Source organism: Nocardia sp. NPDC058499 (assembly GCF_042719915.1).
Taxonomy (GTDB): Bacteria; Actinomycetota; Actinomycetes; order Mycobacteriales; family Mycobacteriaceae; genus Nocardia.
In genome coordinates, this window is sequence record NZ_JBHXMZ010000002.1 from 745,499 (window position 1) to 771,082 (window position 25,584).

The 25,584-nt window shown below is 68.1% G+C and carries 18 protein-coding genes and 1 pseudogene; 12 read left to right on the plus strand and 7 right to left on the minus strand.

Features of this window, described 5'->3' with window-relative positions:
* Nucleotides 1-355: 355 nt before the first annotated feature.
* Nucleotides 356-1,114, plus strand: coding sequence for a tyrosine-protein phosphatase (locus ACFWPH_RS08500; RefSeq protein ID WP_378748919.1), 759 nt, complete (start codon nucleotides 356-358; stop codon nucleotides 1,112-1,114).
* A 9-nt stretch (nucleotides 1,115-1,123) separates the two neighbouring features.
* Here ACFWPH_RS08500 and ACFWPH_RS08505 read toward each other — a convergent pair whose 3' ends face one another.
* Both ACFWPH_RS08505 and ACFWPH_RS08510 read right to left on the minus strand, forming a co-directional pair.
* On the minus strand, nucleotides 1,124-2,572 hold the full coding sequence (locus tag ACFWPH_RS08505; protein ID WP_378748920.1) for a class I adenylate-forming enzyme family protein: 1,449 nt from the start codon (nucleotides 2,570-2,572) through the stop codon (nucleotides 1,124-1,126).
* Between the two features lie 129 nt (nucleotides 2,573-2,701).
* Nucleotides 2,702-3,496 (minus strand): enoyl-CoA hydratase/isomerase family protein, encoded by a 795-nt coding sequence (locus ACFWPH_RS08510; RefSeq protein ID WP_378748921.1) that lies wholly within the window; start codon nucleotides 3,494-3,496, stop codon nucleotides 2,702-2,704.
* A gap of 38 nt (nucleotides 3,497-3,534) precedes the next feature.
* Here ACFWPH_RS08510 and ACFWPH_RS08515 point away from each other — a divergent pair, with 38 nt between their 5' ends.
* The 7 genes and pseudogenes from ACFWPH_RS08515 to ACFWPH_RS08545 all read left to right on the plus strand — a co-directional run bounded on the left by ACFWPH_RS08515 (nucleotide 3,535) and on the right by ACFWPH_RS08545 (nucleotide 16,124).
* Nucleotides 3,535-4,554, plus strand: coding sequence for a glutathione S-transferase family protein (locus ACFWPH_RS08515; protein WP_378748922.1), 1,020 nt, complete (start codon nucleotides 3,535-3,537; stop codon nucleotides 4,552-4,554).
* 386 nt (nucleotides 4,555-4,940) lie between these two features.
* A pseudogene (locus ACFWPH_RS08520) lies at nucleotides 4,941-5,582 on the plus strand (hypothetical protein); the annotation flags it as partial.
* A 185-nt stretch (nucleotides 5,583-5,767) separates the two neighbouring features.
* The gene (locus ACFWPH_RS08525) at nucleotides 5,768-6,712 is read left to right on the plus strand and encodes an ATP-binding cassette domain-containing protein (protein WP_378748923.1); all 945 of its coding nucleotides are present in this window, start codon (nucleotides 5,768-5,770) and stop codon (nucleotides 6,710-6,712) included.
* Nucleotides 6,709-7,491, plus strand: coding sequence for an ABC transporter permease (locus ACFWPH_RS08530; RefSeq protein ID WP_378748924.1), 783 nt, complete (start codon nucleotides 6,709-6,711; stop codon nucleotides 7,489-7,491). Before ACFWPH_RS08525 ends, ACFWPH_RS08530 begins: the two co-directional genes overlap by 4 nt.
* Nucleotides 7,492-7,800: 309 nt before the next feature.
* Complete coding sequence (locus tag ACFWPH_RS08535; protein WP_378748925.1) at nucleotides 7,801-11,475, plus strand: ABC transporter ATP-binding protein; 3,675 nt, start codon at nucleotides 7,801-7,803, stop codon at nucleotides 11,473-11,475.
* Nucleotides 11,476-11,582: 107 nt separating this feature from the next.
* Nucleotides 11,583-15,398 (plus strand): multifunctional oxoglutarate decarboxylase/oxoglutarate dehydrogenase thiamine pyrophosphate-binding subunit/dihydrolipoyllysine-residue succinyltransferase subunit, encoded by a 3,816-nt coding sequence (locus tag ACFWPH_RS08540; protein ID WP_378748926.1) that lies wholly within the window; start codon nucleotides 11,583-11,585, stop codon nucleotides 15,396-15,398.
* A 162-nt stretch (nucleotides 15,399-15,560) separates the two neighbouring features.
* Nucleotides 15,561-16,124 (plus strand): Uma2 family endonuclease, encoded by a 564-nt coding sequence (locus ACFWPH_RS08545; protein WP_378748927.1) that lies wholly within the window; start codon nucleotides 15,561-15,563, stop codon nucleotides 16,122-16,124.
* An 82-nt stretch (nucleotides 16,125-16,206) separates the two neighbouring features.
* Here the strand turns inward: ACFWPH_RS08545 and ACFWPH_RS08550 are convergent, their stop codons facing one another.
* Nucleotides 16,207-16,761 (minus strand): TetR/AcrR family transcriptional regulator, encoded by a 555-nt coding sequence (locus ACFWPH_RS08550; protein WP_378748928.1) that lies wholly within the window; start codon nucleotides 16,759-16,761, stop codon nucleotides 16,207-16,209.
* 242 nt (nucleotides 16,762-17,003) lie between these two features.
* On the opposite strand from ACFWPH_RS08550, the gene ACFWPH_RS08555 reads away from it, so the two are divergent.
* Both ACFWPH_RS08555 and ACFWPH_RS08560 read left to right on the plus strand, forming a co-directional pair.
* Nucleotides 17,004-18,254, plus strand: a complete 1,251-nt coding sequence (locus ACFWPH_RS08555; RefSeq protein ID WP_378748929.1) for a cytochrome P450 — start codon at nucleotides 17,004-17,006, stop codon at nucleotides 18,252-18,254.
* Between the two features lie 43 nt (nucleotides 18,255-18,297).
* Entirely contained in the window at nucleotides 18,298-19,296 is a 999-nt protein-coding gene (locus ACFWPH_RS08560; RefSeq protein WP_378748930.1) for a TIGR03617 family F420-dependent LLM class oxidoreductase, read from the plus strand.
* An 18-nt stretch (nucleotides 19,297-19,314) separates the two neighbouring features.
* On the opposite strand, the gene ACFWPH_RS08565 is transcribed toward ACFWPH_RS08560, so the two are convergent.
* A complete protein-coding gene (locus ACFWPH_RS08565) occupies nucleotides 19,315-20,688 on the minus strand; it encodes an ABC1 kinase family protein (RefSeq protein WP_378748931.1) in 1,374 nt (457 codons plus the stop codon).
* 204 nt (nucleotides 20,689-20,892) lie between these two features.
* Here ACFWPH_RS08565 and ACFWPH_RS08570 point away from each other — a divergent pair, with 204 nt between their 5' ends.
* Complete coding sequence (locus ACFWPH_RS08570; protein WP_378748932.1) at nucleotides 20,893-21,522, plus strand: TetR/AcrR family transcriptional regulator; 630 nt, start codon at nucleotides 20,893-20,895, stop codon at nucleotides 21,520-21,522.
* Between the two features lie 259 nt (nucleotides 21,523-21,781).
* The gene (locus ACFWPH_RS08575; RefSeq protein WP_378748933.1) at nucleotides 21,782-23,014 is read left to right on the plus strand and encodes a PucR family transcriptional regulator; all 1,233 of its coding nucleotides are present in this window, start codon (nucleotides 21,782-21,784) and stop codon (nucleotides 23,012-23,014) included.
* Here the strand turns inward: ACFWPH_RS08575 and ACFWPH_RS08580 are convergent.
* From ACFWPH_RS08580 to ACFWPH_RS08590, 3 genes are all read right to left on the minus strand, one after another.
* Nucleotides 22,920-23,765 (minus strand): MerR family transcriptional regulator, encoded by an 846-nt coding sequence (locus tag ACFWPH_RS08580; RefSeq protein WP_378748934.1) that lies wholly within the window; start codon nucleotides 23,763-23,765, stop codon nucleotides 22,920-22,922. The genes ACFWPH_RS08575 and ACFWPH_RS08580 overlap by 95 nt on opposite strands.
* 4 nt (nucleotides 23,766-23,769) lie before the next feature.
* Complete coding sequence (locus ACFWPH_RS08585) at nucleotides 23,770-24,621, minus strand: alpha/beta fold hydrolase (RefSeq protein WP_378748935.1); 852 nt, start codon at nucleotides 24,619-24,621, stop codon at nucleotides 23,770-23,772.
* A 142-nt stretch (nucleotides 24,622-24,763) separates the two neighbouring features.
* A complete protein-coding gene (locus tag ACFWPH_RS08590) occupies nucleotides 24,764-25,354 on the minus strand; it encodes a sugar O-acetyltransferase (protein WP_378748936.1) in 591 nt (196 codons plus the stop codon).
* Between the last annotated feature and the right edge of the window lie 230 nt (nucleotides 25,355-25,584).

Consider the following 25,584-nt stretch of genomic DNA (forward strand, 5'->3'; position numbering starts at 1 on the left):
TCGCAAAACACATCGCACACTTCGGCACCGCAACCGGCACCGAAGAGGCCGGTCGGATCGGCAGGCGCAAGGTCGGGAAGTTACCGCCCAACCAATCCGTCAACTCAATATTAGAAACGTTTTCGGGGTTTGAGAACAGCTACACGGGGAAACCCGTACTCGAAGCCTGTTTTGTGACCCCTCCGCAACCGCGGCTTTTCACAACCGGGACCCGGGGCACTCGGTACCGGCACCGACCTGCCGCCCGCCGGGCAGAGGCCATCGGTCAGTCTACGACGACGCCACCGCGTAGCCCGATCACTGTGCCTCATCACACACTGCCTCCCATTTCTGTCCGGCCGGTTAGCCTGATTCGGTGACCAGCTCTCCCCTCGCCGACCATCTACGGATCAGCGGCACCTTCAATTTCCGAGACCTCGGCGGCCTGCCCGTCCACGGCGGCGGAACCATCCGGCCCGGGGTCCTACTCCGGTCGGCCCAGCTCAGCCGCCTCGGCGACCCCGGCCATACGACGCTGCGCGAACTCGGCGTCGGCGCGGTCCACGATCTGCGCGGATACCGGGAGATCGAGCGCGCGGGCGCCGACCACCTCCCGCCGGATATCCAGCTCCGGGTCACCCCGTTCCACGGCGAAACCGCCACCGCCCCGCCGCATGAGGCGGCCGCCGGCCGAGAGGACGCACCCGGCGCGGCGCTGGCCTACATGATGGACGTGTACCGGGGTTTTCCGGCCAGTCCGGAGGCGCATGCCGCTCTCCTGGCCCTCGCCGAGGCGATCGTCGCCGACCGTGGCGCCGTTCTGGTGCACTGCGCGGCCGGTAAAGACCGCACCGGATGGTCGGTGGCCACCCTGCTGCGGGCGGTGGGTGTTCCGGAGACCGAGATCCTCACCGATTACCTGCTGAGCAACCACGCCGTCGCCGAACTGCGCTCCTCGCTGAAGGACGAGTTCGGTGCCGACCTGCCGCAGGCGGTACTCGAAGTCCGCGAGGAATACCTGCGCGCCGGCCTGGAGGCCGGCACGGAACTGCACGGGGATTTCGACTCCTACCTGCGGGCGGTCGGGTTCACCGCGGACCTGCGGGAACGGCTGCGTAACCGGCTGGTCGCCTGAGGCCGGGCTTCAGGCACTGCGCCGAACCAGCCCGTCGCGGCCGATACTCACCTGATCACCTGTGTGGAACCAGGTGCCGGTGAACCGGTCGGCTGTGCGTTGCGGATCTTTCCAATACCGCCGGGACACATTCGGCCCGCGGCACAGCAGCTCACCGTGACCGGCCGCGGCCCGTGGCCCGCACAGCGCCAGCTCGGTGCCGCCGAACGGAAAGCCCAGCACCGTACCGTCCACACCGCCGACGAGGCCGGCGGTGGGACCGAGCGCGAGACCGATACCGCTGGTCTCGGTGGCGCCCCACACCGACCACTGCCGGGCGGACGGGAAGACCTGGCACAGCTCCGCCAGGAAGTCGGGATCGGCGGCGCCGCCGGCAGCGGGGAGGCGCTGATCCGACCTGCTGATCCGGACCACGCGATCGGTCGGCAGTCCACCGGCCCGGCCCACCGCGAGCTCGGGGAGCAACCCGGCGAGGATGCGGGTATTCGCGGCCACCGTATCCACGCCTTCACCGGCGATGGCCCGGGCGACTCCGGCGCCGCCCTGCGCCAGCACCACCGTGCCACCGACCGCGAAGGTCGGCAGCAGCTGATCCACACAGCCACCGGCGTGGGCCAGCGGCTGGAGTACCAGATTGCGCATCCCGTCGGTGGGCAGATCGAGCGCAGCCACCATCGATCTGATCGCCGACAGCAGATTCTCGTTGGTCAGTTCGACACCGGTCGGTAGCTCGCTCCCGCCCGCTCCGTCGGTGTAGCAGAGCAACGCCAGATCGTTGAGTGCCGCACCGTCGTCGATGAACGCCGCGCCGTCGGGAAGATCGGTGGACCACGGCCCGTCACTGCGGGTGGCACCGCAGCCGCGCTGCGCCGAACCCAGGACGAAATCGGCATCACTGTCGGCGATGACCTGTTCGGCCGGCCCGTCCGGCAGACCGTGATGCACCAGTACCGGCACCGCACCGCTGAGCAGCGCGCCCAGGAACGCCTGCACCCAGCGCACCCCCGGCGGCATATGCACCGCGACTCTGTCGCCGTAGCCGATCCCGTGCTCCTGCAAACCACCGGCCACCCGCGACGCCGAATGCCAGAGTTCCCGATAGGTGAGCCGGCCGCCGCCGACCTCTACCACGGCCTCCCGGTCGGCGAACGCGTGGACCTGCAGATCGAGCAGTTCGGTCAGCGCCGGACTCAGATTGCCGTACCGCAGGATGCCGTCCGCCCCGCGGGACAGCGGCGCCGCCGAAGCCGGATCGGCGAGCGGGAACTCCACCAGCGAGATCGCGGGCGAATCGGCCCGGCGGCACGGGCCTTCGAGATCCTGCGGTAGCGATTCCGCCGCCCGGTCACGGCGTTCGGCGCCCGCCGGGGCGGGCTCCGCCGGGGCCGGTTGCCCGGTGGTCGCGCGGAGTAGTGGACCGGCAGCAGGCCCGATGGTCGTGGTGGTACCGGCTTGCATCGAACCTCCGCACAGTCGAACAGTCAGGCACCTGTGACTATATGACCCAGATCACAAAAATGGGTGCGGAGTCGGCGAATCCGATCGAATCGAGATCCGGAAGTGGTTTTCCGGCAACTTTCCCGCAACTCAGCGGCCGCTGTAGGCGGCCTTACCAGGGCCGACCTCGAGAAAGCTGCGTACCGCGCGCGGCAGATCCTCGGTATCGAACAACTCGCCGGAGACCTCGGGTGTCACCGAATCCGCGTGCCCGACCCCGCCCGAACGCCACGCCTCCACGATCCGTTTGGTGGCCGCGTGCGCACGCGTCGGTCCCTCGGCCAGCCGATGGGTGAGCGCCACCGCGGCGGACTCCACATCGTCGTGGACCTGGTTGACCACACCCCACTCCCGCATAGTGGCCGCGTCGTACAGATCGCCGGTCATCACCAGTTCCCGCGCCCGTCCCGACCCCGCGCGTTCGGCCAGCCGCTGCGGACCGCCCATCGACGGAGTCAGCCCCACCACGATCTCCACCAGGCCGAACTTCGCCTTCGGCGCGGCCAGGATCAGATCACAGGCCAGTGCGATCTCGAACGCGGCGGTGAGCGTGAGCGCATGCGCCGCGAACACCACCGGGCAGGGCAGTGCCTCGATCGGGTGGCTGATCCGGTCGAACAGGTCCTGCCACAGTTGCGCGCCCTGGTCGGCGGTCAGCCCGTCGAAACTGTGCACATCCACACCGCCGGAAACCACCTTCCCCTCCGCGCGGATCAGCAGGGCCCGCGGCGGCCGCGCGGTGAGCTCGGCCATATCGCCGGTCAGCGCGTCGAACATGGCCTTGTCGAACAGGTTGAGCGGCGGGGCCGCCAACGTCAGTGTCGCGATCTCGGCGCCGCCCGAGGTGACCGAACGGTGCAGACGAGTGGGTTTGGTAGCGCTCATACCGGCAGCTTATGGCCCGGTCCTGCCAGACTGGGAACATGACCGAAACCGAACAGGGCAGCTACGTCGAACCGGGTGAGTTCAAGCGCGATACCAACTACATCACGACCCGGATCACCGCCGACGGTCGCGACGGTTACCCGGTGGAGCCGGGCCGCTACCGGCTCGTCGCCGCCCGGGCCTGCCCGTGGGCGAACCGGACCCTGATCGTGCGCCGCCTGCTCGGCCTGGAGTCGGCGATCTCGCTGGGCCTGTGCGGGCCCACCCACGACAAACTGAGCTGGACCTTCGACCTGGACCCCGGCGGCCTCGACCCGGTCCTGCGGATCCCCCGGCTGCGCGACGCCTATCTTGCCCGGTTCCCGGATTACCCGCGCGGAATCACCGTGCCGGCGATCGTGGACGTGCCCACCGGGCAGGTCGTCACCAACGACTACGCGCAGATCACCCTCGATTTCTCGCTGGAGTGGTCCGCCCACCATCGCGCCGGGGCACCACAGCTCTACCCCGAACCGTTGCGTCCCGAGATCGACGAGGTGAACGCCCGGGTCTTCCGCGAAGTGAACAACGGGGTGTACCGCTGCGGGTTCGCCGGCGCCCAGGACGCCTACGACGCCGCCTACGACCGCCTGTTCACGGCACTGGACTGGCTGAGCGACCGCCTGTCCGGCCAGCGCTACCTGGTGGGTGACACGATTACCGAAGCCGATATCCGGCTGTTCACCACCCTGGTCCGCTTCGACCCCGTGTATCACGGCCACTTCAAATGCAACCGGAGCAAACTCACCGAGATGCCGGTCCTGTGGGCCTATGCCCGGGACCTGTTCCAGACCCCCGGATTCGGCGACACGATCGACTTCACCCAGATCAAGGACCACTATTACAAGGTCCATACGGATATCAACCCGACGCAGACCGTCCCCAAGGGACCGGAACTGTCCGACTGGCTTTCCCCCCACGGCCGCGAAGCCCTCCGCGGACGCCCCTTCGGCGACGGCACCCCACCCGAGCCACCTGCCCCAGACGAAGAGGTCCCCGAAGGACACGGCGCGCTGTGATTTCGCACTGCCGCACCGGCCCGGGCGGCCGAGTCCGGACCCACACCTGAGCGAACATCCGCGACGCCCCTCGAGTCCGAACAGGACCGGCAACGACACCCGGAACCGACCTCCACGCGACCAACGGCAGCGCCGAGTTCAGCGAGGCCCTCGAAGGGTTTCGGCCCGTCCATGCTTTCCGCCCGCGAGACGATGCGGCGCAGCCGCGAGTATCGCGGGCGGAAAGCATGGACCTGAAGGGCCGAAACCCCGCGCCGCCGAAGGCGGCGCCAAAGATACGGAACCCGGAAGCCGGGTAATCCGTTGTCGGAACGGACGAAGGTCGGCCCCGTGCCATACAGTGCATAGGGCTCGCAAAGGAGGATGACGCCGTGCGTAACGGGGCAGTGGAAAAAGCCGTGATCGAGGCGCTCGACCACGGTTCCCGGCTACAAGCACCCGCCGTCGCCAAGTACGTCGCGCGACTGCGGCGGGCCCATCCGGACGAAACGCCCGCCCAGATCGTCGAACGCCTGGAACGCCAGTATCTGCTGGCGGTCACGGGTAGCGGTAGCGCGGTCGGTGCCTCGGCCGCGGTTCCGGGGGTCGGCACGATCGCCGCGCTTGCCGCGGTGAGCGCCGAGACCACCTTCTTCATGGAGGCCTCGGCGCTGTTCACACTCGCGGTGGCCGCCGTACACGGAGTCCGGCCCGAGGACGCCCCGCAGCGCCGCGCCATGGTGCTGGCCGTGGTCCTGGGTGACAGCGGTATGGAGATCGTGCAGAAAAGCGTCGGGTCCTCGGCCAAGAACTGGGGCACCGTTTTCGCGGACAAGGTTCCCGGCCTGTCCGGTATGAACGATTCGCTGCTCAAACGGTTCATCGTGCGGTTCCTCACCAAACGCGCCGCGCTGATGGCCGGCAAGGTGGTGCCCGCCGGGATCGGCGCCGTGATCGGCGGTGTCGGCAACCGGGCGCTCGGTAAGGCCACGATCAACAACGCCCGCAAGGCTTTCGGACCGGCACCGCACTATTTCGCCGACGAGATGGTGCTGGACGCCGAACTCGCGCCCGGCACCGAGCAGCCGGACAAGTCCGTGGCACAGCCGGATTCGCAATTACCGCCGGCGGCGGAATCACCTCGCGTCACGCCGGAGGACGGCCGGCGGCAGCCGCCGCAGGGGGCACCGGCAGCACTTCCGACCGACCCCCGGCAACCACCGGCCGGTCCCCGATGAGGCCCGCGATCACGGTCCGGGGCCTGACCAAACGCTTCCCGGACTTCGAGATCGGCGCGCAGGACGTGTCGTTCGATATCGCCTCGGGTACCTGCGCCGCGCTGGTCGGCCCCCCGGGCTCCGGGAAATCGACGATCGTCGCAGCCCTGCTGGGACTGCTCCCGCCCACCACGGGGTCGGTGACGCTGAGCGGTGGGCGCGGTAGTTCGGCGGTGGGCGCGGTCCTCGCGCCCCGGGGACTGCATCCCCGGCGCACTGTCCGTGACCATCTGCGGGTGTACGCCGCCGCCGGCGGGCACCCCGATCGGCGGGTGCAGGCCGTGCTGGAGATCACCGGTCTCACCGAGCGCGCCGGCACCGTCCCCGACGAGCTGACGCCCGGGGAGGAAGCCCGCGCCGCCCTGGCGACCGCGTTGCTCGGCGACCCGCCACTACTGATCCTCGACGACCCCACCGCCGGTATGCAGCTCACCGAGATCTCCTGGCTGCAGGGTTTCCTGCGGCAGCACACCCGCCGCGGCGGGACCGCGTTGTTCACCGCGCAGAGCCTGGTCACGGCATTGCCGATCGCCGACCATCTGATCGTGCTCGGCACCACCGCAACGGTCGCCTACCAGGGCAGCCCGGCGCGGCTGCGGCGGCGCAACCCCGATCGGCTGGTGGTCGCGTCCTCGTCATCGATCGCGATTGCCACGGCCCTGGCCGCCCGCGGTTTCACCGACGCGGTGATCCGGCCGGACGATCAACTCGCCGTGGCCGGCGCGACCGAGGACGATATCGTCGAGGCCGCCCGGGCCGCCGAGGTCCGGCTGGACGCGATCGTCGCCGACCGGATCCATCCCGACCGCGTTCTCGCCTCACTGACCCATGCCGCCGCATCCCGGCCGGCCGGTCCCGGTATGCCGCCGTCCACTTCTCTGCCGTACGGGGTTTCCCGATGATCGACGTCGTCCCCGCGGAACTGATTCCGCCTGTGCTCTCCGAATATCGCAAGGCCGTCACGCTGCGCTATACCCGGGTCCTCGCCGGTCTTGCGGTGGCGGTGGCTATCGCGGCGCCCGCCATGAGCGCCATCCTGGCCGGCCCGCGGGACCCGGAGGGCCAGCCGGTGACGGGTGCCGCGACCATCGGGCTCTACATAGCGCTGTTCGCCGTCGTGCTGGGGGCCGCGGCATTCGGCGCCGCGGGTGCGGCCGGGGAACATCAGCACGACACCCTCATGATCACTGCCCTGTTCACCGTGGACCGCGACAAATTGGCCGGCGCGAAATTCCTGGTCACCGGTCTCGCGGCACTCGCCGCCGCACTGGCGGTCGAGATCGTGGCCGTGCTCTGCCTGCTGCTGTTCGGGCGGGACGAATTCGAGTTCACCGGTTCGCTGTTCGCCGTTCTCGGCGGCGGCCTGATCGCAGCCGTCTGCTGGGCGCTGATCGGCACCGGGATCGGGTTGCTGGTGCGTGCGCCGCTGCTCGCGGTCGGCGCCGTCCTCGGGTGGCTGCTGCTCGTCGAACCCCTGCTGTGGGTGGTCACCGCGGGTATGGGCATCCCGGGTGTCGTGACACTGCTGCCCGGATCCGCCACGCTGAGCACCCTGCTCTCCGGATCCTTCGCCGATGCGGACCTGCTGGCCCCGGCGCCCGCGGCGATCGTTGTGCTGCTGCTGTGGACCGTGGGAATCGGCGGCTGGAGCTGGTGGTCGCTGAGGCGTACGGAACTCTGACACCTGCGTCTCCGGAGTCCGCCGCTGTGGACACGGCGGGCTCGCCGACCGCCCAGCCGCGCCCTCGGGAACAAGACCCTGTCGGTGGGCGTCGTTATGGTCGATGGCAGGTGAAAGCGGGGGTGTACGGGAGGGGCGGATGAGCGAGTCGAACCCGGAGGCGGAGTCGGCCCCGGAGGCGATAGCGCGACGGATAACCGTGGCGGGTCCGCCTGCGTGCCCGGTGGACGCGGTATGAGCGACTCGTATCCGGATGCCGCGGCGAAAAGTGACCGCGCAGAGACCGCGCGCCCGTCCGGTCGACGGAGCATGAGCGATTCGGAGCCCGCCGCAAAGCGTGCCGGCGGCGGCGCACAAGCCGGGTGGATCCGCAGGCTGTGGTCGGAGTGCCGGCGTCACCGTGGCACGCTGACCGGTATCGCGCTGGCGTTGGTGGCCGGGGCTGCGGCCGAGATCGTGGCCCCGCTGCTCACAAAGTGGGCTGTGGATTCGGCGACCACCGGCGCCACCCGGGCCATCGGTATCGTCGCCGGGCTGCTGGCGCTGCTCGCGGCCGGCCGGTTCGCCGCATCGTTCGGGCGGCGGATGCTCGCCGGGAAACTTTCCCTCGATGTCCAGCACGGGCTGCGGTTGCAATTGCTGGGCTCGCTGCAACGGCTCGACGGCGCGGGCCAGGACGCCCTGCGCACCGGCCAGGTGGTGTCCCGCTCCATCACCGACCTGCAGCTGGTGCAATCACTGCTGGCGATGGCACCGCTGTCGGGGATGTCGCTGCTGCAGTTCGTGCTCGCGGCCGGAGTGATGCTGTGGCTGTCCCCGCCGCTGGCGGCGGCGGCGTTGTCGATGGTGCCGCTGGTGATCGCCGTGGTCTACCGGATGCGGCCCCGGTTGCATGCCGCGACCTGGTCGGCCCAGCAGCGGGCGGCGGAGCTGGCCCAGCATGTGGAGGAAACCGTCACCGGGGTCCGGGTGGTCAAGGGGTTCGGCCAGGAATCGCGCATGGTCGACGTACTGGAGCGGCACGGGCGCCGGTTGTTCGGCGAGCGGATGCGCGCCGCCGGTATCAACGCCCGCTTCTCCCCCACCCTGGCCGCGATACCGCAGGCGGGCCTGGTGGTGGTGATCGCGCTCGGCGGCTGGCTGGCCCTGCAGGGCAGCATCGGCCTCGGCACCTTCCTCGCCTTCAGCGCCTATGTCACGACGATGACCACCACCGCACGCACGATGGCGTCGGTGATCATCCTGGCCCAGCTCACCCGCGCTGCGGCCGAACGCGTGTACCAGGTGATCGACGCCGGTCCGGCGGTGGCCGATCCGCCGGAGCCGGCGCCGGTTCCCGATGGCCCACTGGGCATCGAACTCGAATCGGTGACCTTTGGTTTCGACCCCGGGGAACCGATTCTGCGCGATCTCGACCTGCGGGTACGCCCCGGCGAAACCGTCGCGGTTATCGGTCCGGCCGGGTCGGGGAAGACCACGCTCTCACTGCTGCTGCCCCGGTTCTACGCCCCCGATTCCGGCCGGATCCGGCTGCTCGGCACGGGCGCCACCGAGCCCGTCGATATCGCCGAGGTCGCCGCGGCGCAATTACGCGCGGCCGTCGGTGTCGTCTTCGACGATCCGTTCCTGTTCAGCTCCAGCGTCGCCGCCAATATCGCCCTGGGCCGGCCGGATGCCAACGACGCCGAGATCCGGGAGGCCGCCCGCCAGGCCGCCGCCGACGATTTCATCGAAGCGCTGCCCGACGGCTACGACACCGTGGTCGGGGAACGCGGGCTCACCCTCTCCGGCGGTCAGCGACAACGGATCGCGCTGGCCCGGGCACTGCTGGCCCGGCCACGGATCCTCGTTCTCGACGACGCCACCTCGGCGGTGGACGCGGTGACCGAGGCGGCCATTTTCGGCGCCCTGCCCGACCAGGGGTCGCGGACCACGGTCATCCTCGCGCATCGCGAATCCACCCTCGCCCACGCCGACCGGGTGATCCGCCTGCCGGAACCGGCAACAACCGTGGTGAGCGGACCCGCCGTCGTATCCGAGCGCCTGCCGGTCCCACAATCCAGGGGCCGGATGGCCGCCGCGGCGAATCTCAGCGAAACACCCGAGCTGCGCCGGGAGATCGCCCGCCTGCCCGCGGCCGACGAGCAACCCCGGCTGGATCCCGCCCGGTTGCGCCGGCCCGATCCCGATTTCCGGCTGATGCGCCTGCTGCGCCCGGTACGCACCCTGGTCCTGGCCTCGGTGCTGCTCCTCGCCCTGGACGCCCTCATCGGAATCGGTTTCCCACCGCTGGTGCGGCATGCCATCGATACCGGTGTCGCCGGATCCGACCCGGGTGCCCTCGCCGTCACCGCGCTCCTGGGTACGGGACTGGTCCTGGCCGGCTGGGTGGTGGCCGCCGCGACCACCCTGCTCACCTCCCGTACCGGCGAGCGAGTGCTCTACGGGTTACGAATCCGCAGTTACGCCCATCTGCAGCGGCTCGGGCTCGACTACTACGAGCGGGAACTGTCCGGCCGGATCATGACGCGGATGACCACCGATGTCGACGCGCTGTCCACCTTCTTACAGACCGGTGTGTCGACCGCCATGGTGAGCGGGCTCTCGCTGGCCGGGATCGCACTCGCCCTCCTGGTGATCGATACGCAGCTCGCCCTCGTGGTACTGCTGGGCGTACTCCCCCCGCTGATCATCGCTACGGTGATCTTCCGCCGGGTCTCCTCGGTGGCCTACAGCATCTCCCGGGAACGGGTGTCGACGGTGAACGCCGATTTCCAGGAGAACATCGCCGGCCTGCGCGCCGTCCAGGCCTACCGGCACGAACGGCGTTCGGCACACCGGTTCGCCGAATACTCCGCCGGCTACCGCCGCAGCAGGATGCGGGCCCAGCGGGCCATCGCGCTGTACTTCGCGTTCATGGCGTCGTGGACCGATCTGGCGCTGGCCCTGGTGGTGCTCACCGGAGCGCATGCGGTGGCCGCCGGAGAGACCAGCGCCGGCACTCTCATCGCGTTCGTGCTGTACCTGGAACTGCTGTTCGGCCCGGTGCAGCAGTTGTCGCAGGTCTTCGACGGTTACCAGCAGGCACGAGTCGGCCTGCGGCGGATCGGCGAACTGTTGCGCACGCCGTCGTCGATCCGGGCCGACCCGCCCGGCGCCGACCCGCTCACCGCCGGCCTGCGCGGGGACCTCGAGCTCGACACCGTCCGCTTCCGCTACCCGAGCACCGAACGCCCCGCACTCGACGAGGTATCGCTGGCCGTGGCGCCGGGCCGGTCGCTGGCGCTGGTCGGCGCTACCGGCGCCGGGAAATCCACCATCGTCAAACTGCTGGCCCGGCTCTACGACCTCGCCGACACCGATTCCGGTGCGGTCCGGGCCGACGGGGTCGATATCCGCGATTACCGGCTGGACCGGTACCGCTCCCGGCTGGGCATGGTCCCGCAGGAAGCTCACCTGTTCACCGGCGATATCGCGAGCAACATTGCATTCGGGAAACCATCCGCGACCGAAACCGAGATCGCCGCGGCCGCCCGGGCGGTGGGCGCAGCGGAGATGATCGCCGGTCTCCCCGGCGGAATGCACCGGGCGGTCGGGGAACGCGGGCGCGGGCTGTCCGCCGGTCAGCGCCAGCTCATCGCCCTGGCACGCGCCCAGCTCGTCGATCCCGATGTGCTGCTGCTCGACGAGGCCACCGCCACCCTCGACCCCGACGCGGAAGAGAAAGTGCTGGCAGCGACCGGTTCGCTGGCGCGCAACCGGACAACGGTGGTCGTCGCGCACCGCTTGGCGACCGCCGCACGCGCGGACCGTATCGCCGTTGTCGCGCACGGCCGGATCGTGGAACTCGGGACACACGCCGAGCTGCTGGCGGCCGGCGGGGAGTATGCCCGCCTGTGGACAGCCGCGGGTAACACGGAAGGAATATTCTCGATAGGACACGAGTCGTCAACTATGAGGTCGGGGCAGACCGGTGGTCGGTGACGTTGCCGATGGGCACAGGGGCCTATCCTCGTCAGAGGGCGTATCGGTACCCATCCACCGATCCCCGGTGCCGGGCACGTCACAAACGTCGCAGCGCGAAGAACGAAATGAGGCGAACACCTGCTGTGAGCAGCTCAAAATCCCAGTTCGGTCAGAACCAGTGGCTGGTCGACGAGATGTATCAGAAGTTCAAACAGGATCCATCCTCGGTCGACGCCAGCTGGCACGAGTTCCTCGCCGACTACACCCCCGAGACCTCCGGTGATACCGGTAACACCACGCAGTCCGCCCCGGCACCGGCGGCCCGCACGGTGAATTCCGCCCCCGCCCCCGTCCCCGCCGAGGCGGCCTCCGTGAAGACCCGCGCCGCCGCCCCCGGCGCCCCGGCCGGCGCGGCCACCCCGGCCGCCGCCCCCAAGCCGGCCACGCCCGCCACCACCGCGGCGAAGACCACCGCGACCGCACAGCAGCAGCGCGCGCCGAAGACCACCCCGGCGCCGACCTCGAACGCCGCCCCCACCTCGGGCGCACCGAAGCCGTCGGCCGCCGAGGAGAAGAAGGTGCTGCGCGGTGCCGCCGCGGCGGTCGCCAAGAATATGTCGGCATCGCTGGCCATCCCCACCGCCACCAGCGTGCGGGCCGTCCCGGCCAAGTTGATGATCGACAACCGGATCGTCATCAACAATCACCTCGCCCGCACCCGCGGCGGCAAGATTTCGTTCACTCATCTGCTCGGCTACGCGATCGTGCAGGCCGTGAAGGCCTTCCCGAACATGAACCGGCATTTCGCCGAGGTCGACGGGAAGCCGAACGCGGTGACCCCCGCCCACACCAACCTGGGCCTGGCCATCGACCTGCCCGGTAAGGACGGCAGCCGTTCCCTCGTGGTCGCGGCCATCAAGGGCTGCGAAGAGATGAACTTCGCCCAGTTCCACACCGCCTACGAGGACATCGTCCGCCGCGCCCGCGACGGCAAACTGACCGCCGAGGATTTCAGCGGGGTGACCATTTCGCTGACCAACCCGGGCACCATCGGCACCGTGCATTCCGTGCCGCGACTGATGCAGGGCCAGGGCGCGATCATCGGCGCGGGCGCCATGGAGTACCCGGCCGAGTTCCAGGGCATGAGCGACGAGCGGATCGCCGAGGTCGGTATCGGCAAGCTCATGACGCTGACCTCGACCTACGATCACCGCATCATCCAGGGCGCGGAATCCGGTGATTTCCTGCGCACCATCCACAAACTGCTCATCGCCGACGAGTTCTACGACGAGATCTTCCACGGCCTGGGCGTGCCGTACGAGCCGATCCGCTGGCGCAAGGATATCCAGGAGCGCGGGGTCGACAAGAGCACCCGCGTACTGGAGATGATCGCGGCCTACCGCAACCGCGGGCACCTGATGGCCGATACCGATCCGCTGCGGCTGGTCAAGGAGAAGTTCCGCAGCCATCCCGACCTGGATGTCATCCAGCACGGCCTGACCCTGTGGGATCTCGACCGCGAGTTCAACGTCGGTGGTTTCCACGGCCAGGAACGGATGAAGCTGCGCGATGTGCTGTCGGTGCTGCGCGAGGCCTACTGCCGGCACGTGGGTGTGGAATACACCCACATCCTGGAACCCGACCAGCTGAAGTGGATCCAGGACCGGGTCGAGCAGAAGCATGTGAAGCCGACGGTCGCCCAGCAGAAGTACATCCTGAACCGGCTCAACGCGGCCGAGGCTTTCGAAACCTTCCTGCAGACCAAGTACGTCGGCCAGAAGCGGTTCTCTCTCGAGGGCGCCGAATCGGTTATCCCGATGATGGACGCGGTGATCGACCAGTGCGCCGAGCATTCGCTCGACGAGGTCGTGATCGGTATGCCGCACCGTGGCCGGCTCAATGTGCTGGCCAATATCGTCGGCAAGCCCTACTCGAAGATCTTCACCGAGTTCGAGGGCAATATGAACCCGGCCGCCACGCATGGCTCGGGCGATGTGAAGTACCACCTCGGCGCCCGCGGCACCTACCTGCAGATGTTCGGCGACAACGAGGTCGAGGTCTCGCTGACCGCGAACCCGTCTCATCTGGAAGCGGTCGACCCGGTGCTCGAGGGTTTGGTGCGCGCCAAACAGGATCTGCTGGACAAGGGCGACGGCGAAGAGGGTTTCTCGGTCGTACCGCTGATGCTGCACGGTGATGCCGCGTTCGCCGGTCAGGGTGTGGTGGCCGAAACGCTGAACCTGTCGGGTCTGCGCGGCTACCGCGTGGGCGGCACCATCCATATCGTGGTGAACAACCAGATCGGCTTCACCACCGCGCCGGACAACAGCCGCTCCACCGAATACTCCACCGATATTGCCAAGTTCATCGGCGCCCCGGTCTTCCATGTCAACGGCGACGACCCCGAGGCCTGCGACTGGGTGGCCCGCCTGGCGGTCGATTTCCGGCAGAAGTTCCGCAAGGACGTCGTCATCGACCTCATCTGCTACCGCCGCCGCGGTCACAACGAGGGCGACGACCCGTCGATGACCCAGCCGTACATGTACGACGTCATCGATACCAAGCGCAGCGTCCGCAAGAGCTACACCGAAAGCCTGATCGGCCGCGGTGATATCTCGATGAAAGAGGCCGAGGACGCGCTGCGCGATTACCAGGGGCAGTTGGAGCGGGTCTTCAACGAGGTCCGTGAACTGGAGAAGTACCCGCCGGGACCGAGCGAATCGGTGGAAGACGCCCAGCAGATCCCGTCCACCGTGCTCACCGCCGTGGACAAATCGGTGCTGCAGCGGATCGGTGACGCCTTCCTGAACGTGCCCGACGGTTTCAGTGTGCATCCCCGCGTGCAGCCGGTGCTGGAGAAGCGCCGCGAAATGGCCTACGAGGGCAAAGTCGACTGGGCGTTCGCCGAGTTGCTCGCCTTCGGCACACTGATCGACGAGGGTCGCGCGGTCCGGTTGACCGGGCAGGATTCCCGGCGCGGCACCTTCACCCAGCGGCATTCGGTGATCATCGACCGCAAGACCGCCGCCGAGTACACCCCGCTGCACAACATCAACAGCGCCAACCCGGGCTGGTTCGCCGTGCACGATTCGGCGTTGAGCGAATTCGCCGCCGTCGGTTTCGAATACGGCTATTCGCTGGGTAACCCGGAAGCGCTGGTGCTGTGGGAGGCGCAGTTCGGCGATTTCGTCAACGGCGCCCAGTCGATCATCGACGAGTTCATCTCGTCCGGTGAGGCGAAATGGGGCCAGCTTTCGGAGGTTGTGCTGCTACTGCCGCACGGGCACGAAGGCCAGGGTCCCGACCACACCTCGGGCCGGATCGAACGTTTCCTGCAGCTGTGCGCGGAGGGTTCGATGACGGTCGCGATGCCGTCCACCCCGGCGAACTACTTCCATCTGCTGCGCCGGCATTCGCTGGACGGTATCCGCCGCCCGCTGATCGTCTTCACCCCGAAGTCGATGCTGCGCAACAAGGCCGTGGTCAGCGATCTGAAGGATTTCACCGAGTCCAAGTTCCGCTCGGTGTTCGACGAGCCCACCTACGAACAGGGCGTCGGCGATCGCGCCGCGGTGAAGCGCATCTTGCTGACCAGCGGCAAGCTCTATTACGAGCTGGCCGCCGCGAAGGCCAAGCGTAAGCGTGACGATATCGCCATCGTCCGGGTCGAGCAGCTCTACCCGATGCCGAAGTTCCGGTTGAACGAGGCGCTGGAGCGCTACTCCAATGCCACCGAGATCGCATGGGTGCAGGAGGAACCGGCGAACCAGGGTGCCTGGCCGTTCTACGGCCTGAACCTGCCGGAGCTGCTGCCGCAGCGCCTCGGCCGCCTGCGTCGTATCTCGCGCCGCGCCATGTCGGCCCCGTCCTCGGGTTCGAGCAAGGTGCACGCGGTGGAGCAGGCCGAGATCATCGACGAGGCATTCGAGCCCACCAGCTGATCGTCGATTCGCACGACGCCGGGCGCCCCTCTCTCGAAGGTGGGTCAGCCCGGCGTCGTGCGTTTCCGGAAGGGCTGCGTACAACAGGTCGGTCGACGCGCGCTTGTACACTGAGCCCAGCGGGAACTGCCCCGCCCCGTGCGGTACGGGAGGAGCTGTGTCATGTCTGTCGAGTCGATAACGCCGGCCTGGATGCACCAGCAGATCACGGCAGCGGAGTACGACTCCTGGTCCGAAGAGCAGTGTGCGGGCATCGAGGTCGTGGACGGGATGGTCGTCGTGAGCCCCAGCGCGTCCAAACGGCACAACCGGTTGGCTCGTATCCTCGCGAATGCACTGGATGCCGCGGGTGGACCGGACTGGAACGCCGATACCGACTTCGATGTGCGGCTCCAAGATGTCCCGCTCACCAACCGTCGCCCGGACGTGGTGGTGTACCGCGCGGACACGATCGATATCGCGCCCACCCGCCCCGAACACGTGCTCTTGGTCGTGGAAGTGGTCTCACCCGGCTCCGAAACCACCGACCGGATCGTGAAGGTGGACCAGTACGCGAAAGCGGGTATCGCCTTCTACTGGCGGGTCGAGCAGGCCGCGACCGGGATCCCGCTGATCTACACGTACGTGCTCGACCCGGCGACCGGAACGTACCGGACCGGAGAAATGCATACGGGCGTCGTCAAGGTCTCGGCTCCCTTCGCCACTGAGATCGATCTCGAGGTCTGATCGATTCGACCATCGGACACGCCGGGTTGATCGGCAAAGGTGCAGCAAGGATCCCTTCGCTGCCGGGCGAACCGCGCGGTGCTCACCGATTCACGGGTGCGGGCGCAACGAATCGTTCGACCATGCGCCGTTCGGCGGTGGAATCCGGTAATGGCCAGCTCAGCAGCGCGAGCACGATCCGCACGATCCACTGCGCCGCCTCGGCATCCGGGGCGATCCGGGTCAGCGTCGACGCGATTTTTCCCAGTTCCGGGGCGGTGGACAGGAGCTCGTCGGTGGCCGCGGAACGGTGCCGGGTGAGCCATTGGGCCAGCGTGGGGTCGGCGCGGATGGCGGCCACGGCGGCGAGAACGGCTTCCACCAGCCGGCGAGATCCCTGAAACGGTTCGATGGCCGCCGCGACGCGCTCGGCCACCGTCGCGGCGGCCTTCGCCAGCACCGAATGAACGAGCTGAGTCTTCCCGCCGCAGTATCGGTACAGCGTCGCCCGGGAGCACCCTGCCGCGGCGGCGATACCGTCGACGGTCACCTTGTCGATGCCCTGTTCGAGAAACAACGCCATGGCCGCACGCTCGATCCGGTCTACGGCGATCGTGCGCCGGTCACCCCCTGCCAGCCAATCCACGCTACCTGCCACCTGCTCCAACCTGTCCGACGACAACCCTCGGTAATACTGTCTCATGGTGAGACACTTGACCGATATCGTCTAGTCCGCGTCTACGGGTTACTGCAGCATATGTCCAGTCGCAAGCAGCCGATCTCGAGATTCTGCCCCGACGAAGAGCGGCTCATGTCTCAGTGCGAGATGGTGATTGTTTCGAGTGCCACGCACCGCAGAAGCTGGTGATCGCACTCGACCACCGAACCCCGGAGTGAACGATGACCTCGAAACAGGCAATCGATGTATTCGATCCCGTATACCTCGACAATCCCTACCCGCTGTACCGCTCACTCCGCGAGCAGGCGCCGGTGTATCGGGTACCCGGCACCGATTTCTTCCTGGTCACCACCTGGGAACTGCTCGTCGAAGCCGCGACCCGGGCCGGCGAGTTCTCCTCGAACCTGACCTCTGTACTGGTCAGGGAACCGGATGGTTCGGCCGCGACATTCGATATCGACGCCGCCGGGCAGGCCGTGCATGTGTTGGCGACGGCCGACGACCCGGTCCACGCGGCGCACCGCAAACTGGTCGGGCCCGTCCTCGCCAGACGAATCCGCACTCTGGGCGCGACGGTCGATACGCTGGTCGACCGGCTGTGGCGGCAGGAAGTCCAGGCCGGGCGCATCGACTGGGCCACCGGAATGGCCGACCGCCTTCCGCTCGCGGTCGTCGCGGGCCTCATCGGTCTCCCCGAGACCGACCACCCCCAACTGCTGCGCTGGGCCTACGACTCCACCGAGATGCTCGGCGGAGTCGCCCCCGCCGAACGCCTGCCGCAGCTGATGACCTCGGCCGCCGAACTCGCCGGCTATCTGCACACGGCTTTTGCCGCAGCCAAGGCCCGTCCCGGCGCGCACGACGACGGCCTGCTCGGTGTCCTCGCCGACGCCGCCCGCGACGGCCGGATCGAAGACCATGTCGCCGTCCTGATCCTGGTACAACTCGTCGGCGCGGGCGGCGAATCCACCGCCGGGCTCATCGCCAATGGCGCCCGTCTCCTCGCCCACGACCTCGACCTCCAACAGCAGTTGCGCGAACAGCCCGGCCTGATCCCTGCTTTCCTGGATGAGACGCTCCGGCTGGAGTCACCGTTCCGCGGCCACCACCGGCACGTCACTACCGATACCGAACTCGGCGGGGTGAACCTACCTGCGGGAAGCCACCTGTTACTCCTCTGGGGAGCCGCCAACCGCGATCCCGCCGTCTACCCCGACCCCGACACGCTCGACCTGCACCGACCCGACCACCGGAGCAACCTGGCCTTCGGCAAAGGCGCCCACTACTGCATCGGCTCGGCTCTGGCGAAACTCGAGGCCACTGCGGCCCTTACCGCACTGCTCGGCAACACCCGCCGGTTCACCATCTCCGAAAATGCCGCGGCCGGCTGGCTTCCCAGCCTATTCGTCCGCCGCCACCGCACCCTGCCGTTGCAGGTCGACTTCCGCTCCGTCGACAACGCCGACTCCTGACGATTCGGCAGCGGTCCGGTCCGGCATGTATTTGGATGGGTTGATGCTGCTCGATCTCCAGTTGGATGCCCGCCCGGACCGTTGCGAGGAGCGCGCGCACGCCCTGGCCGGGGCCGGAGCCGCCGGCCTGTTCACATTCGAAGGCCCGCACGATGTTCTGTTGCCGCTGGCGGCGGTGGCGGGCCGGGTGGATACCGATCTGATGACCAATGTCGCGATCGCCATGCCCCGCAGCCCGATGCATCTGGCGCACGCCGCGTGGGATCTGCAGCTGATGTCGCGCGGGCGGTTCCGGCTCGGGCTCGGCTCCCAGATCCGGCCGCATATCGAGAAACGCTACGGCGCGACCTGGTCGGCTCCGGCGGCCCGGATGCGGGAGAGCGTGCTGGCGGTGCGGGCCATTCTCACCTCCTGGCAGGACGGCACCCCGCTGGAGTTCCGAGGTGAGTACACCCGGCACACCTTGATGCCCTCGACGTTCGTGCCCGGCCCCAATCCGTACGGCCCCCCGCCGGTGCTGCTCGGCGCGCTGGGACCGGTGATGACCCGCACCGCTGCGGAGGTCGCGGACGGATTGCTGGTGATGCCGTTCCACAGCCACCGTCATTTCCGGGAGCGGACGCTACCCGCGGTGGCGGCGGGGATGAAACGCGCGGGGCGTACAGAATTTCCACTGTATCCACAGGTGATCGTCGCGATGGGCCGCTCCGCCGACGAGCGCGCGGCGGCTTCGACCGGGGTGCGCGGGCTGCTCGCGTTCTACGGCTCGACCCCGGCGTACCGGCCCGTCCTGGATATCGAAGGCTGGGGTGAGCTCCAGCCGGAACTCAACGCCCTCTCGAAATCCGGCGACATCATGACCATGTTCGATCGGATCTCGGAACCGGTGCTCGAAACGCTCGCGGTGCGCGGCACCCCGGAAGAGTGTGCCGCCGAGATCAAACGCCGCTTCGCGGATGTCGCGGACCGGGTGTGCTGCTACTTCCCGGGCTACGACCCACCGACCGACCAGATCGCCGCCCTCGCCACCGCTCTGCGCTGACCGGGCTCGATCGTCAGCTCAGCAGGCGGCCCGCCAATCCCCGATCGCGCGTCCGATCTCGGTGGTGGGGGCCTCACCTTCGAGCCATTCACGGGCGATCCGGTGCCAGTTGTTCGTGGTGCCCAACTGGCCGAGCGCCGCGAAGGTGAAAAGGTCCGCACGGCGCGAGAACACGTGCTCGGGTGGCAGTAACTGTCGACGCATACCGCGGAATTCGGCCGCGCGCGGGTCCATGGCAAGTATCACCGCCCCGGTGGCGAGTTCGGGGGTGATGGTGATCTCGTCGTCGAGCAGATGCCAGCCCGCGGCCGCCCAGACGTAGCTCAGGCATTCGTCCACGGCGACCCCGGCGTGCGGGTCGATGATCCCGCGGCCCACCCAGGCGTCGTAGAGGTCCCGGCCGCGCATCTGCCCGGCGGCGCGCAGACAGTCGCGTTCGAAATCGGCGTGCACCTGATCCATCCGGTGGTAGAGACCGAAGTCGATGAAGGCCAGCCGACCGTCCGCGGCAAGCAACATATTCCCCGGATGCGGGTCGCCACAGAATTCGTAGTCGGTGAACAGGGAGTTGATGTAGAAGCGGTAGATGAGCTCGCCGAGCCGGGCCCGGTCGCCGGCGGGCAGGGCCCGCAGGGCATCGAACGGCTGCCCGTCGACGAACTCGGTGACCAGAACGTTGGGTCCGCAGTGCTCGCCGAGGCAGTCGGGAACGGTGAGGAAGGGATGCCCGCGGTAACGCTGCGCGACGCGGCGCTGGTTGCGCGCTTCGCGTGGATAGTCGAGTTCACCGCCGATGGTGCGGGCGATCTCATCGAGCACTCCCGCGTCGGCGGCGCTGGGCAGCACAGCTTTCCAGAGTTTGGCGAACAGTTTCAGGTTGCGCATATCGGCGTGCACGGCCTCGTCGACACCGGGGTATTTGACCTTGACCGCCACGGTGCGCCCGTCGCGCAGCCGGGCACGGTAGACCTGCCCGATGGAGGCGGCGGCGATCGGTGTCTCGTCGATATCGGCGAAGATCGCCGAGAGGCGTCCGAGATCGTCCTCGATCACGGTGCGCATCGCCGAAAAGGGAAATTCGGGTGCACGATCACGCAGTTCGGCGAGTTTGTGCCGGAACAGTTCGCGGTGCGATTCCGGCACGAGGTCGATATCGAGCACCGACAGCATCTGCCCGAGTTTCATGGCGGCGCCCTTCATACCGCCCAGCACCGTCACCATCTGCTGCGCTGCCTGCAGCGTGGATCGTTCGGCGAGCGCCCGCCGGGCCTGTTCGGGTTTGCCCAGCATCGCGACCTTTGTCCCGGCCTCCCGGATGGCCTGGCCCGCGGCCAGTCTGCCCAGCGTGCTTCCCCGGGCGAGACGTCCGTGCGGAACCCGATCTGTTGCCATCCGCGCCTCCAGAACTCCCCGGTGTAACGGCGGCCACACTACTGCCGGCGCGGCCCGACCGCGAGTAGCTGCCGCGAGCGAGAGGCGTTCGACCGGGCTCCCGGCACCTCGATGGGCCGGCGAACAGGCGATTTCACGGGCCGGGGCCTTCTGCCGCACTAAGCTGGTCGAGCTCGTCGTTGTGCGCAGGAACAGGAGGCAGCGGTGCCCGCCAGAACAGGTCAGCGCAGGCGCCCGACCCAGGAGCGTGCGCGGGCGACCCGCGAGCATATTCTCGACACCGCTGCCCGGCTCTTCGGCGAACGCGGTATCGCCGATACCTCGACGAATCGGATCGCGGCGGCGGCCGGCGTCAGCATCGGCACCGTCTACCGCTATTTCACCGACCGCGCTGTCATCGTCGACGAGTTGCTCGAACGGCTACTGGAGACCATCGAGCAGCGAATCACCAATCACCTGGCCGGCCTCTCGGAGAACTCACCGGAGGAGATCATCGCCGGAGTCCTCGAGATCATCACCGAAGAATTGGTGGCCAATGCGCCGCTGGTCCGCGCGCTGGTGGCGGGAGTGCAGTTCTACAACAGCGGTATACCGGAATTCGAACCCCGCCTGCGCATCCTGGTCAAGGTGATGCTGATCCAGCTACTGGGCCCGGGTGACGACCGCGAGTACGACACGATGAGCTTCGTCCTGATCAATACCATGTTCGCGGCCGTGCTGCGGGTGTCCGCCCTCGAGGTCGACGACGGCGAGCGCAGGGCGGCCGTCGGGATGACCGCCCGGATGATCGGTCGCTGGATCGAATCCGAGATAGAGCGGCGTCTCGCCGCCTGAGCGGTTCGAGCGAAAAGTGAGCAGTTGCGGCGATCAGCTCCGCATAACGCTCGTCTCTCGAATCAGGACTTCCATTCAAGCTGGTAAACCCACCCATTTACGCGTAACCGACGGTCACCGGAAGCGGAGTAGAAGGTGAGTGATAGCTCAGATTACCGTGGGTTCGGAACCGGCGCCCGCCGCACCGTGACCGGCGACGGTTCGTTCCCCGGCCGTCGCGCCGGGCTGATCGACCATGCGGTGACAAGGAGGTCCCCCGGTGATTATCGAGAGCGCCGATCGCCATGAACTCGCTTCGGGCATCTACCCCTCCGCCCCACCGGCACCCGATGTGCATCGGCTGGCGCGTGAGATCGTGGCCGACCTCACGCGATCCGGAACGCTGTGCCCGGCAATCCCCGGCGATGCCTTGCGCGGTGAGCTCACCGCGGTGGTCCGGGTCTGCCTCGGCTGGTTGATCCAGCGACTGCGCGGCGAATGCCCGCCGCAGCGGCTCGACCGGCTCGAAGCCGCCGCCGGCGGCTGGGCACGCGACGACGTCGAGATCGGCACCGTGCTGCACGCCGCCCACCGGGCGGTGAAGGGTGGTGTAGAGCGGTTGGTTCCGTCGGCCGGACAGAAGTCCGGCATCGATATCACCGTCGCGATCACCGCCTCGGTCGAATTGCTCGCCCTGATCACGTCCACCGTCAGCAAAGCCTATGTCCGGGAACTCAAAAGCGCTGCCGGCGCACACCACACCGATGTGCACACAGTGACCTCGGCCCTGCTCGGCGGGCATACCGCGACCGCCATGGCCCGAGACGCGAGTATCCCCATCGCGGACCGCTATTACGTGCTCGCGCTCGCCGTACCCGCGCACCGCGACGAGAACGATCCGCGCCTGGACCGCCAGGTCGTCGCCCGCCGCAAACTGCGCCGGCTACAGTCCGCGCTGGCCACGCTGCTCGACCGCCAGGCATTGCCGCTGCTCTCGGTCGACGGTGGAACCATCCTCGTTCCCGCCGATGCGTGCGCCGAGGACGGAATCGATGACCTCGTGCAGAAACTCTCCGCCGCAACCTATGTCGATATCACCGCGACCGTCGTATCCGCGGGCACTGACGACGTACCGGCCGCGACCCGGCAGGCTCACGAACTGCTCGATATCGTCGAACAGCTGGGACTCGGGGCCAGGGTCCACCGCTTCGCCGAACTGGCATTGGAATACCAGCTGACCCGCCCGGGCGTCGGCCGCGCCCGCCTCGACCGGCTACTCGACCCGCTGGACCGCCACCCCGAGCTGCTGCAGACCTTGCAGACCTACATCGACACCGATCGCAACCGCACCCGCACCGCCCGGCAACTGGCAGTGCACCCGAACACGGTCGATTACCGCATGCAGCGCATCGGGGAACTCACCGGCCTCGATCCCACGAACTCTCGCACCTGGTGGTATCTCTACAGTTCCCTGGTCGCCCGCCGCTCACGCGGCTCGGCGGCCATCGCCTGAGCGTGGTCCACCCAGTCCAGCCACGTTTCCGGAGTAGTTCGATCAGCCGCCGTGCCGCGGGCACGGTATCGAATGCGAGGGTGTCGAGCAGTTCGGCGAACGGCGGCTCGATACCGGTGGCGCCCAGGTGGTCCTCGCCCAGTTCATCGGCCAGCTCCGTGATGTAGCCGGCCATGGAGTCGGCGAGTTCGGTGAGTGCGGGGTCGTCGTCGGGCAGGTCGAGCGCGCTGCCCAGGGTGCGGTAGAAATCGATGAGACGCGGATCGTCCAACTGCTGATGTTTGCGGGCGATCCACTCCGGTATCCGCTCGGACGAATGCGCCACCAACGGGATCCAACCGTCACGCTCGAAGCGCACGATACGTTCGTCGATCCCGAGCGAACGGAGGCGATCGAGAAATTCGACCACCTCCGGCGGCAACACCAGGCCCTCGCCGGCGGTGAGGCGGGCGATACGTTCCCGCCGCCGCTGCCGCTCCCGGATCTCCGCGCGCAGCCGCCGGTCGATCTCGGCGATTGCCGCGGCGAACTCCGTTTCGCCGGCCCCCAGCAGTTCCCGCACGCGCACCAGCGGCACTCCGGCTTCGGCGAGCGTCCGGATCTCGAGCAATTCGATCACCGCGCCGGCGTCGTAGCGCCGATAGCCGGAATGGTCGCGTTCCGGTTCCGCCAGCAGTCCTTTCGCGTGGTAGTGCCGGACCGCGCGCACCGTCACTCCGGCATACGACGCCAGTTCGCCGATGGTCAGCATCGGTTCAGTGTCCGGGACCCGGCAGCCGACCGATGTGATCCGCGACGATCCGGGCGATTTCCGGCGCATGAGTGAACGCCAGCCCATGATCGGCATCCAGCCAGTGAGTCGTGATATCCGGCCGCGCCCGGGAGAGTCGTTCGATCCCCTCCCGCCAGTTGCGATTGCGCCACCGGGTCCGTTCGCCGGCACCGCCGCCGGCCATCGAGGCCGACATGATCATGCTGATCGGAGCGTCGATATCGCGGTACCGGCCGAGAAGGGTTCGGGTGCGGATCATATCGAGTTCCTGGTTCAGGTCGAGTATCTGCTGCGCGGTGAGCGACACCCGGTCCGCGGCGTCGCGCGTATCGTCGCGGTCCGGCGCCGCCGAGTTCTCCCACATCGCCCGGAACTCCGGCATATCGGCCGCGGAGAGGAACGGTTCGGGTATCGGATTCGCTCCGTCGACGAGTACCAGCCCGCCCACACCGCCGGGGTGTACAGACGCATAGTGTGCGGCCAGGTCCGCACCGAGTGAGTAGCCCGCGAGCACGGGTGCCGGATCGGAGAGCCGCACAGCCGCCACGACGGCGGCCAGATCCCCGAGAAAGTCTGCGAACGAGTAACGCGCGGCGGGGGTGCTGAGACCGTGCCCGCGGAGGTCGAAGGCCACCACATCGTGGTCGCGCCGCAGCAACTCGATCAGAACATGCAGTCCGGCCTGTGTGGAATACAGGCCGGGACAGAGTACGACGGTTCGCCCACGGCCGCCGCGGGACACCGAAACGGTGCCACCTTCGTGATCGATGGAGAAGTGTTGCAGGCCGGGGCGGTGACCGCCGCCGGACCGGATACCGTCGATGTTGCAGGTCATGACGCCCATGCTGCGAGATTGACCCAGGGTCAAGGTCAACCACCGAGGGTGGGAGCGCCCCGGCTGGGGGCGACGATGCGATGCTCACCCCGGCCCGGCCACCCGTGGGGTGTCTGTTCATTCGTCGTGGTCGCACAGCGAATTACACCGCGCCGGTCTGGGTGGCCGCTGCCGGAGCGAGGTGCCGGACGACCCGGCACGGATTGCCCGCGGCGAACACCTGCGGCGGCACATCCCTGGTCACGACGCTGCCGGCGCCGACAACGGCGTTCGCCCCGATCGTGACGCCGGGACAGACGAGCACGCCCCCGCCGAGCCAGACATTGTCGCCGATGGTGATCGGCGCGGCGGTCTCCCAGCGCTGCCGCCGCAGTTCGTGGTCGTCCATCGGATGCAACGCGGTCAGCAGCTGAGCTCGTGGGCCGATCGAGACGTCGTCACCGATCCGCACCGGCGCGCAATCCAGCACTATCGCGTCGTAGTTGAGAAAACTGTTGCGCCCCAATTCGATCAGGTAGCCGTAATCGCACTGGAACCGCGGCATGATCCACGAACCCTCGCCCACGGCACCGAGCAGGTTCTCCAGAATGTCGCGCCGCTGCGCCTCGTCGCCGGATTTCGTCTCGTTGAAACGATCCAGCAGTTTCTGACAGGCCCGCCGTTCCGCGACCAGTTCGGGATCACTGTCCCGGTAGAGCTCTCCGGCCAGCATGCGCTGCTTCTGCGTAGACATACCGGCGATCCTGCCGTAGACAGGCGGATTCCGGCACGGCGATATCGAGGCTGCCGAGGCCCGTCCATGCGTACGACGGTCCGGAATGCACGGCGCCGAAGGTATGCCTTCCCGCTGCTGAGGACCGCCGGTACCGAATGGGCGAAACAGGTCGAACCTGCCGCCGCCTACGTCGGTGCGCGTAGAGCGGGCACGCTCGGGTACGTCGCCTGCCGTAGCCGGTGACGCCT

Bases quoted from the DNA above. Each gene is read 5' to 3' on its own strand.
- ACFWPH_RS08515 (WP_378748922.1), top strand. From the start codon at position 3,535: ATGACCGAAACCGAACAGGGCAGCTACGTCGAACCGGGTGAGTTCAAG.
- ACFWPH_RS08535 (WP_378748925.1), top strand. From the start codon at position 7,801: ATGAGCGATTCGGAGCCCGCCGCAAAGCGTGCCGGCGGCGGCGCACAA.
- ACFWPH_RS08590 (WP_378748936.1), bottom strand. From the start codon at position 25,354: ATGTCTACGCAGAAGCAGCGCATGCTGGCCGGAGAGCTCTACCGGGAC.
- ACFWPH_RS08525 (WP_378748923.1), top strand. From the start codon at position 5,768: ATGAGGCCCGCGATCACGGTCCGGGGCCTGACCAAACGCTTCCCGGAC.
- ACFWPH_RS08540 (WP_378748926.1), top strand. From the start codon at position 11,583: ATGAGGCGAACACCTGCTGTGAGCAGCTCAAAATCCCAGTTCGGTCAG.
- ACFWPH_RS08545 (WP_378748927.1), top strand. From the start codon at position 15,561: ATGTCTGTCGAGTCGATAACGCCGGCCTGGATGCACCAGCAGATCACG.
- ACFWPH_RS08505 (WP_378748920.1), bottom strand. From the start codon at position 2,572: ATGCAAGCCGGTACCACCACGACCATCGGGCCTGCTGCCGGTCCACTA.
- ACFWPH_RS08560 (WP_378748930.1), top strand. From the start codon at position 18,298: ATGCTGCTCGATCTCCAGTTGGATGCCCGCCCGGACCGTTGCGAGGAG.
- ACFWPH_RS08580 (WP_378748934.1), bottom strand. From the start codon at position 23,765: ATGCTGACCATCGGCGAACTGGCGTCGTATGCCGGAGTGACGGTGCGC.
- ACFWPH_RS08530 (WP_378748924.1), top strand. From the start codon at position 6,709: ATGATCGACGTCGTCCCCGCGGAACTGATTCCGCCTGTGCTCTCCGAA.
- ACFWPH_RS08585 (WP_378748935.1), bottom strand. From the start codon at position 24,621: ATGACCTGCAACATCGACGGTATCCGGTCCGGCGGCGGTCACCGCCCC.
- ACFWPH_RS08555 (WP_378748929.1), top strand. From the start codon at position 17,004: ATGACCTCGAAACAGGCAATCGATGTATTCGATCCCGTATACCTCGAC.
- ACFWPH_RS08510 (WP_378748921.1), bottom strand. From the start codon at position 3,496: ATGAGCGCTACCAAACCCACTCGTCTGCACCGTTCGGTCACCTCGGGC.
- ACFWPH_RS08565 (WP_378748931.1), bottom strand. From the start codon at position 20,688: ATGGCAACAGATCGGGTTCCGCACGGACGTCTCGCCCGGGGAAGCACG.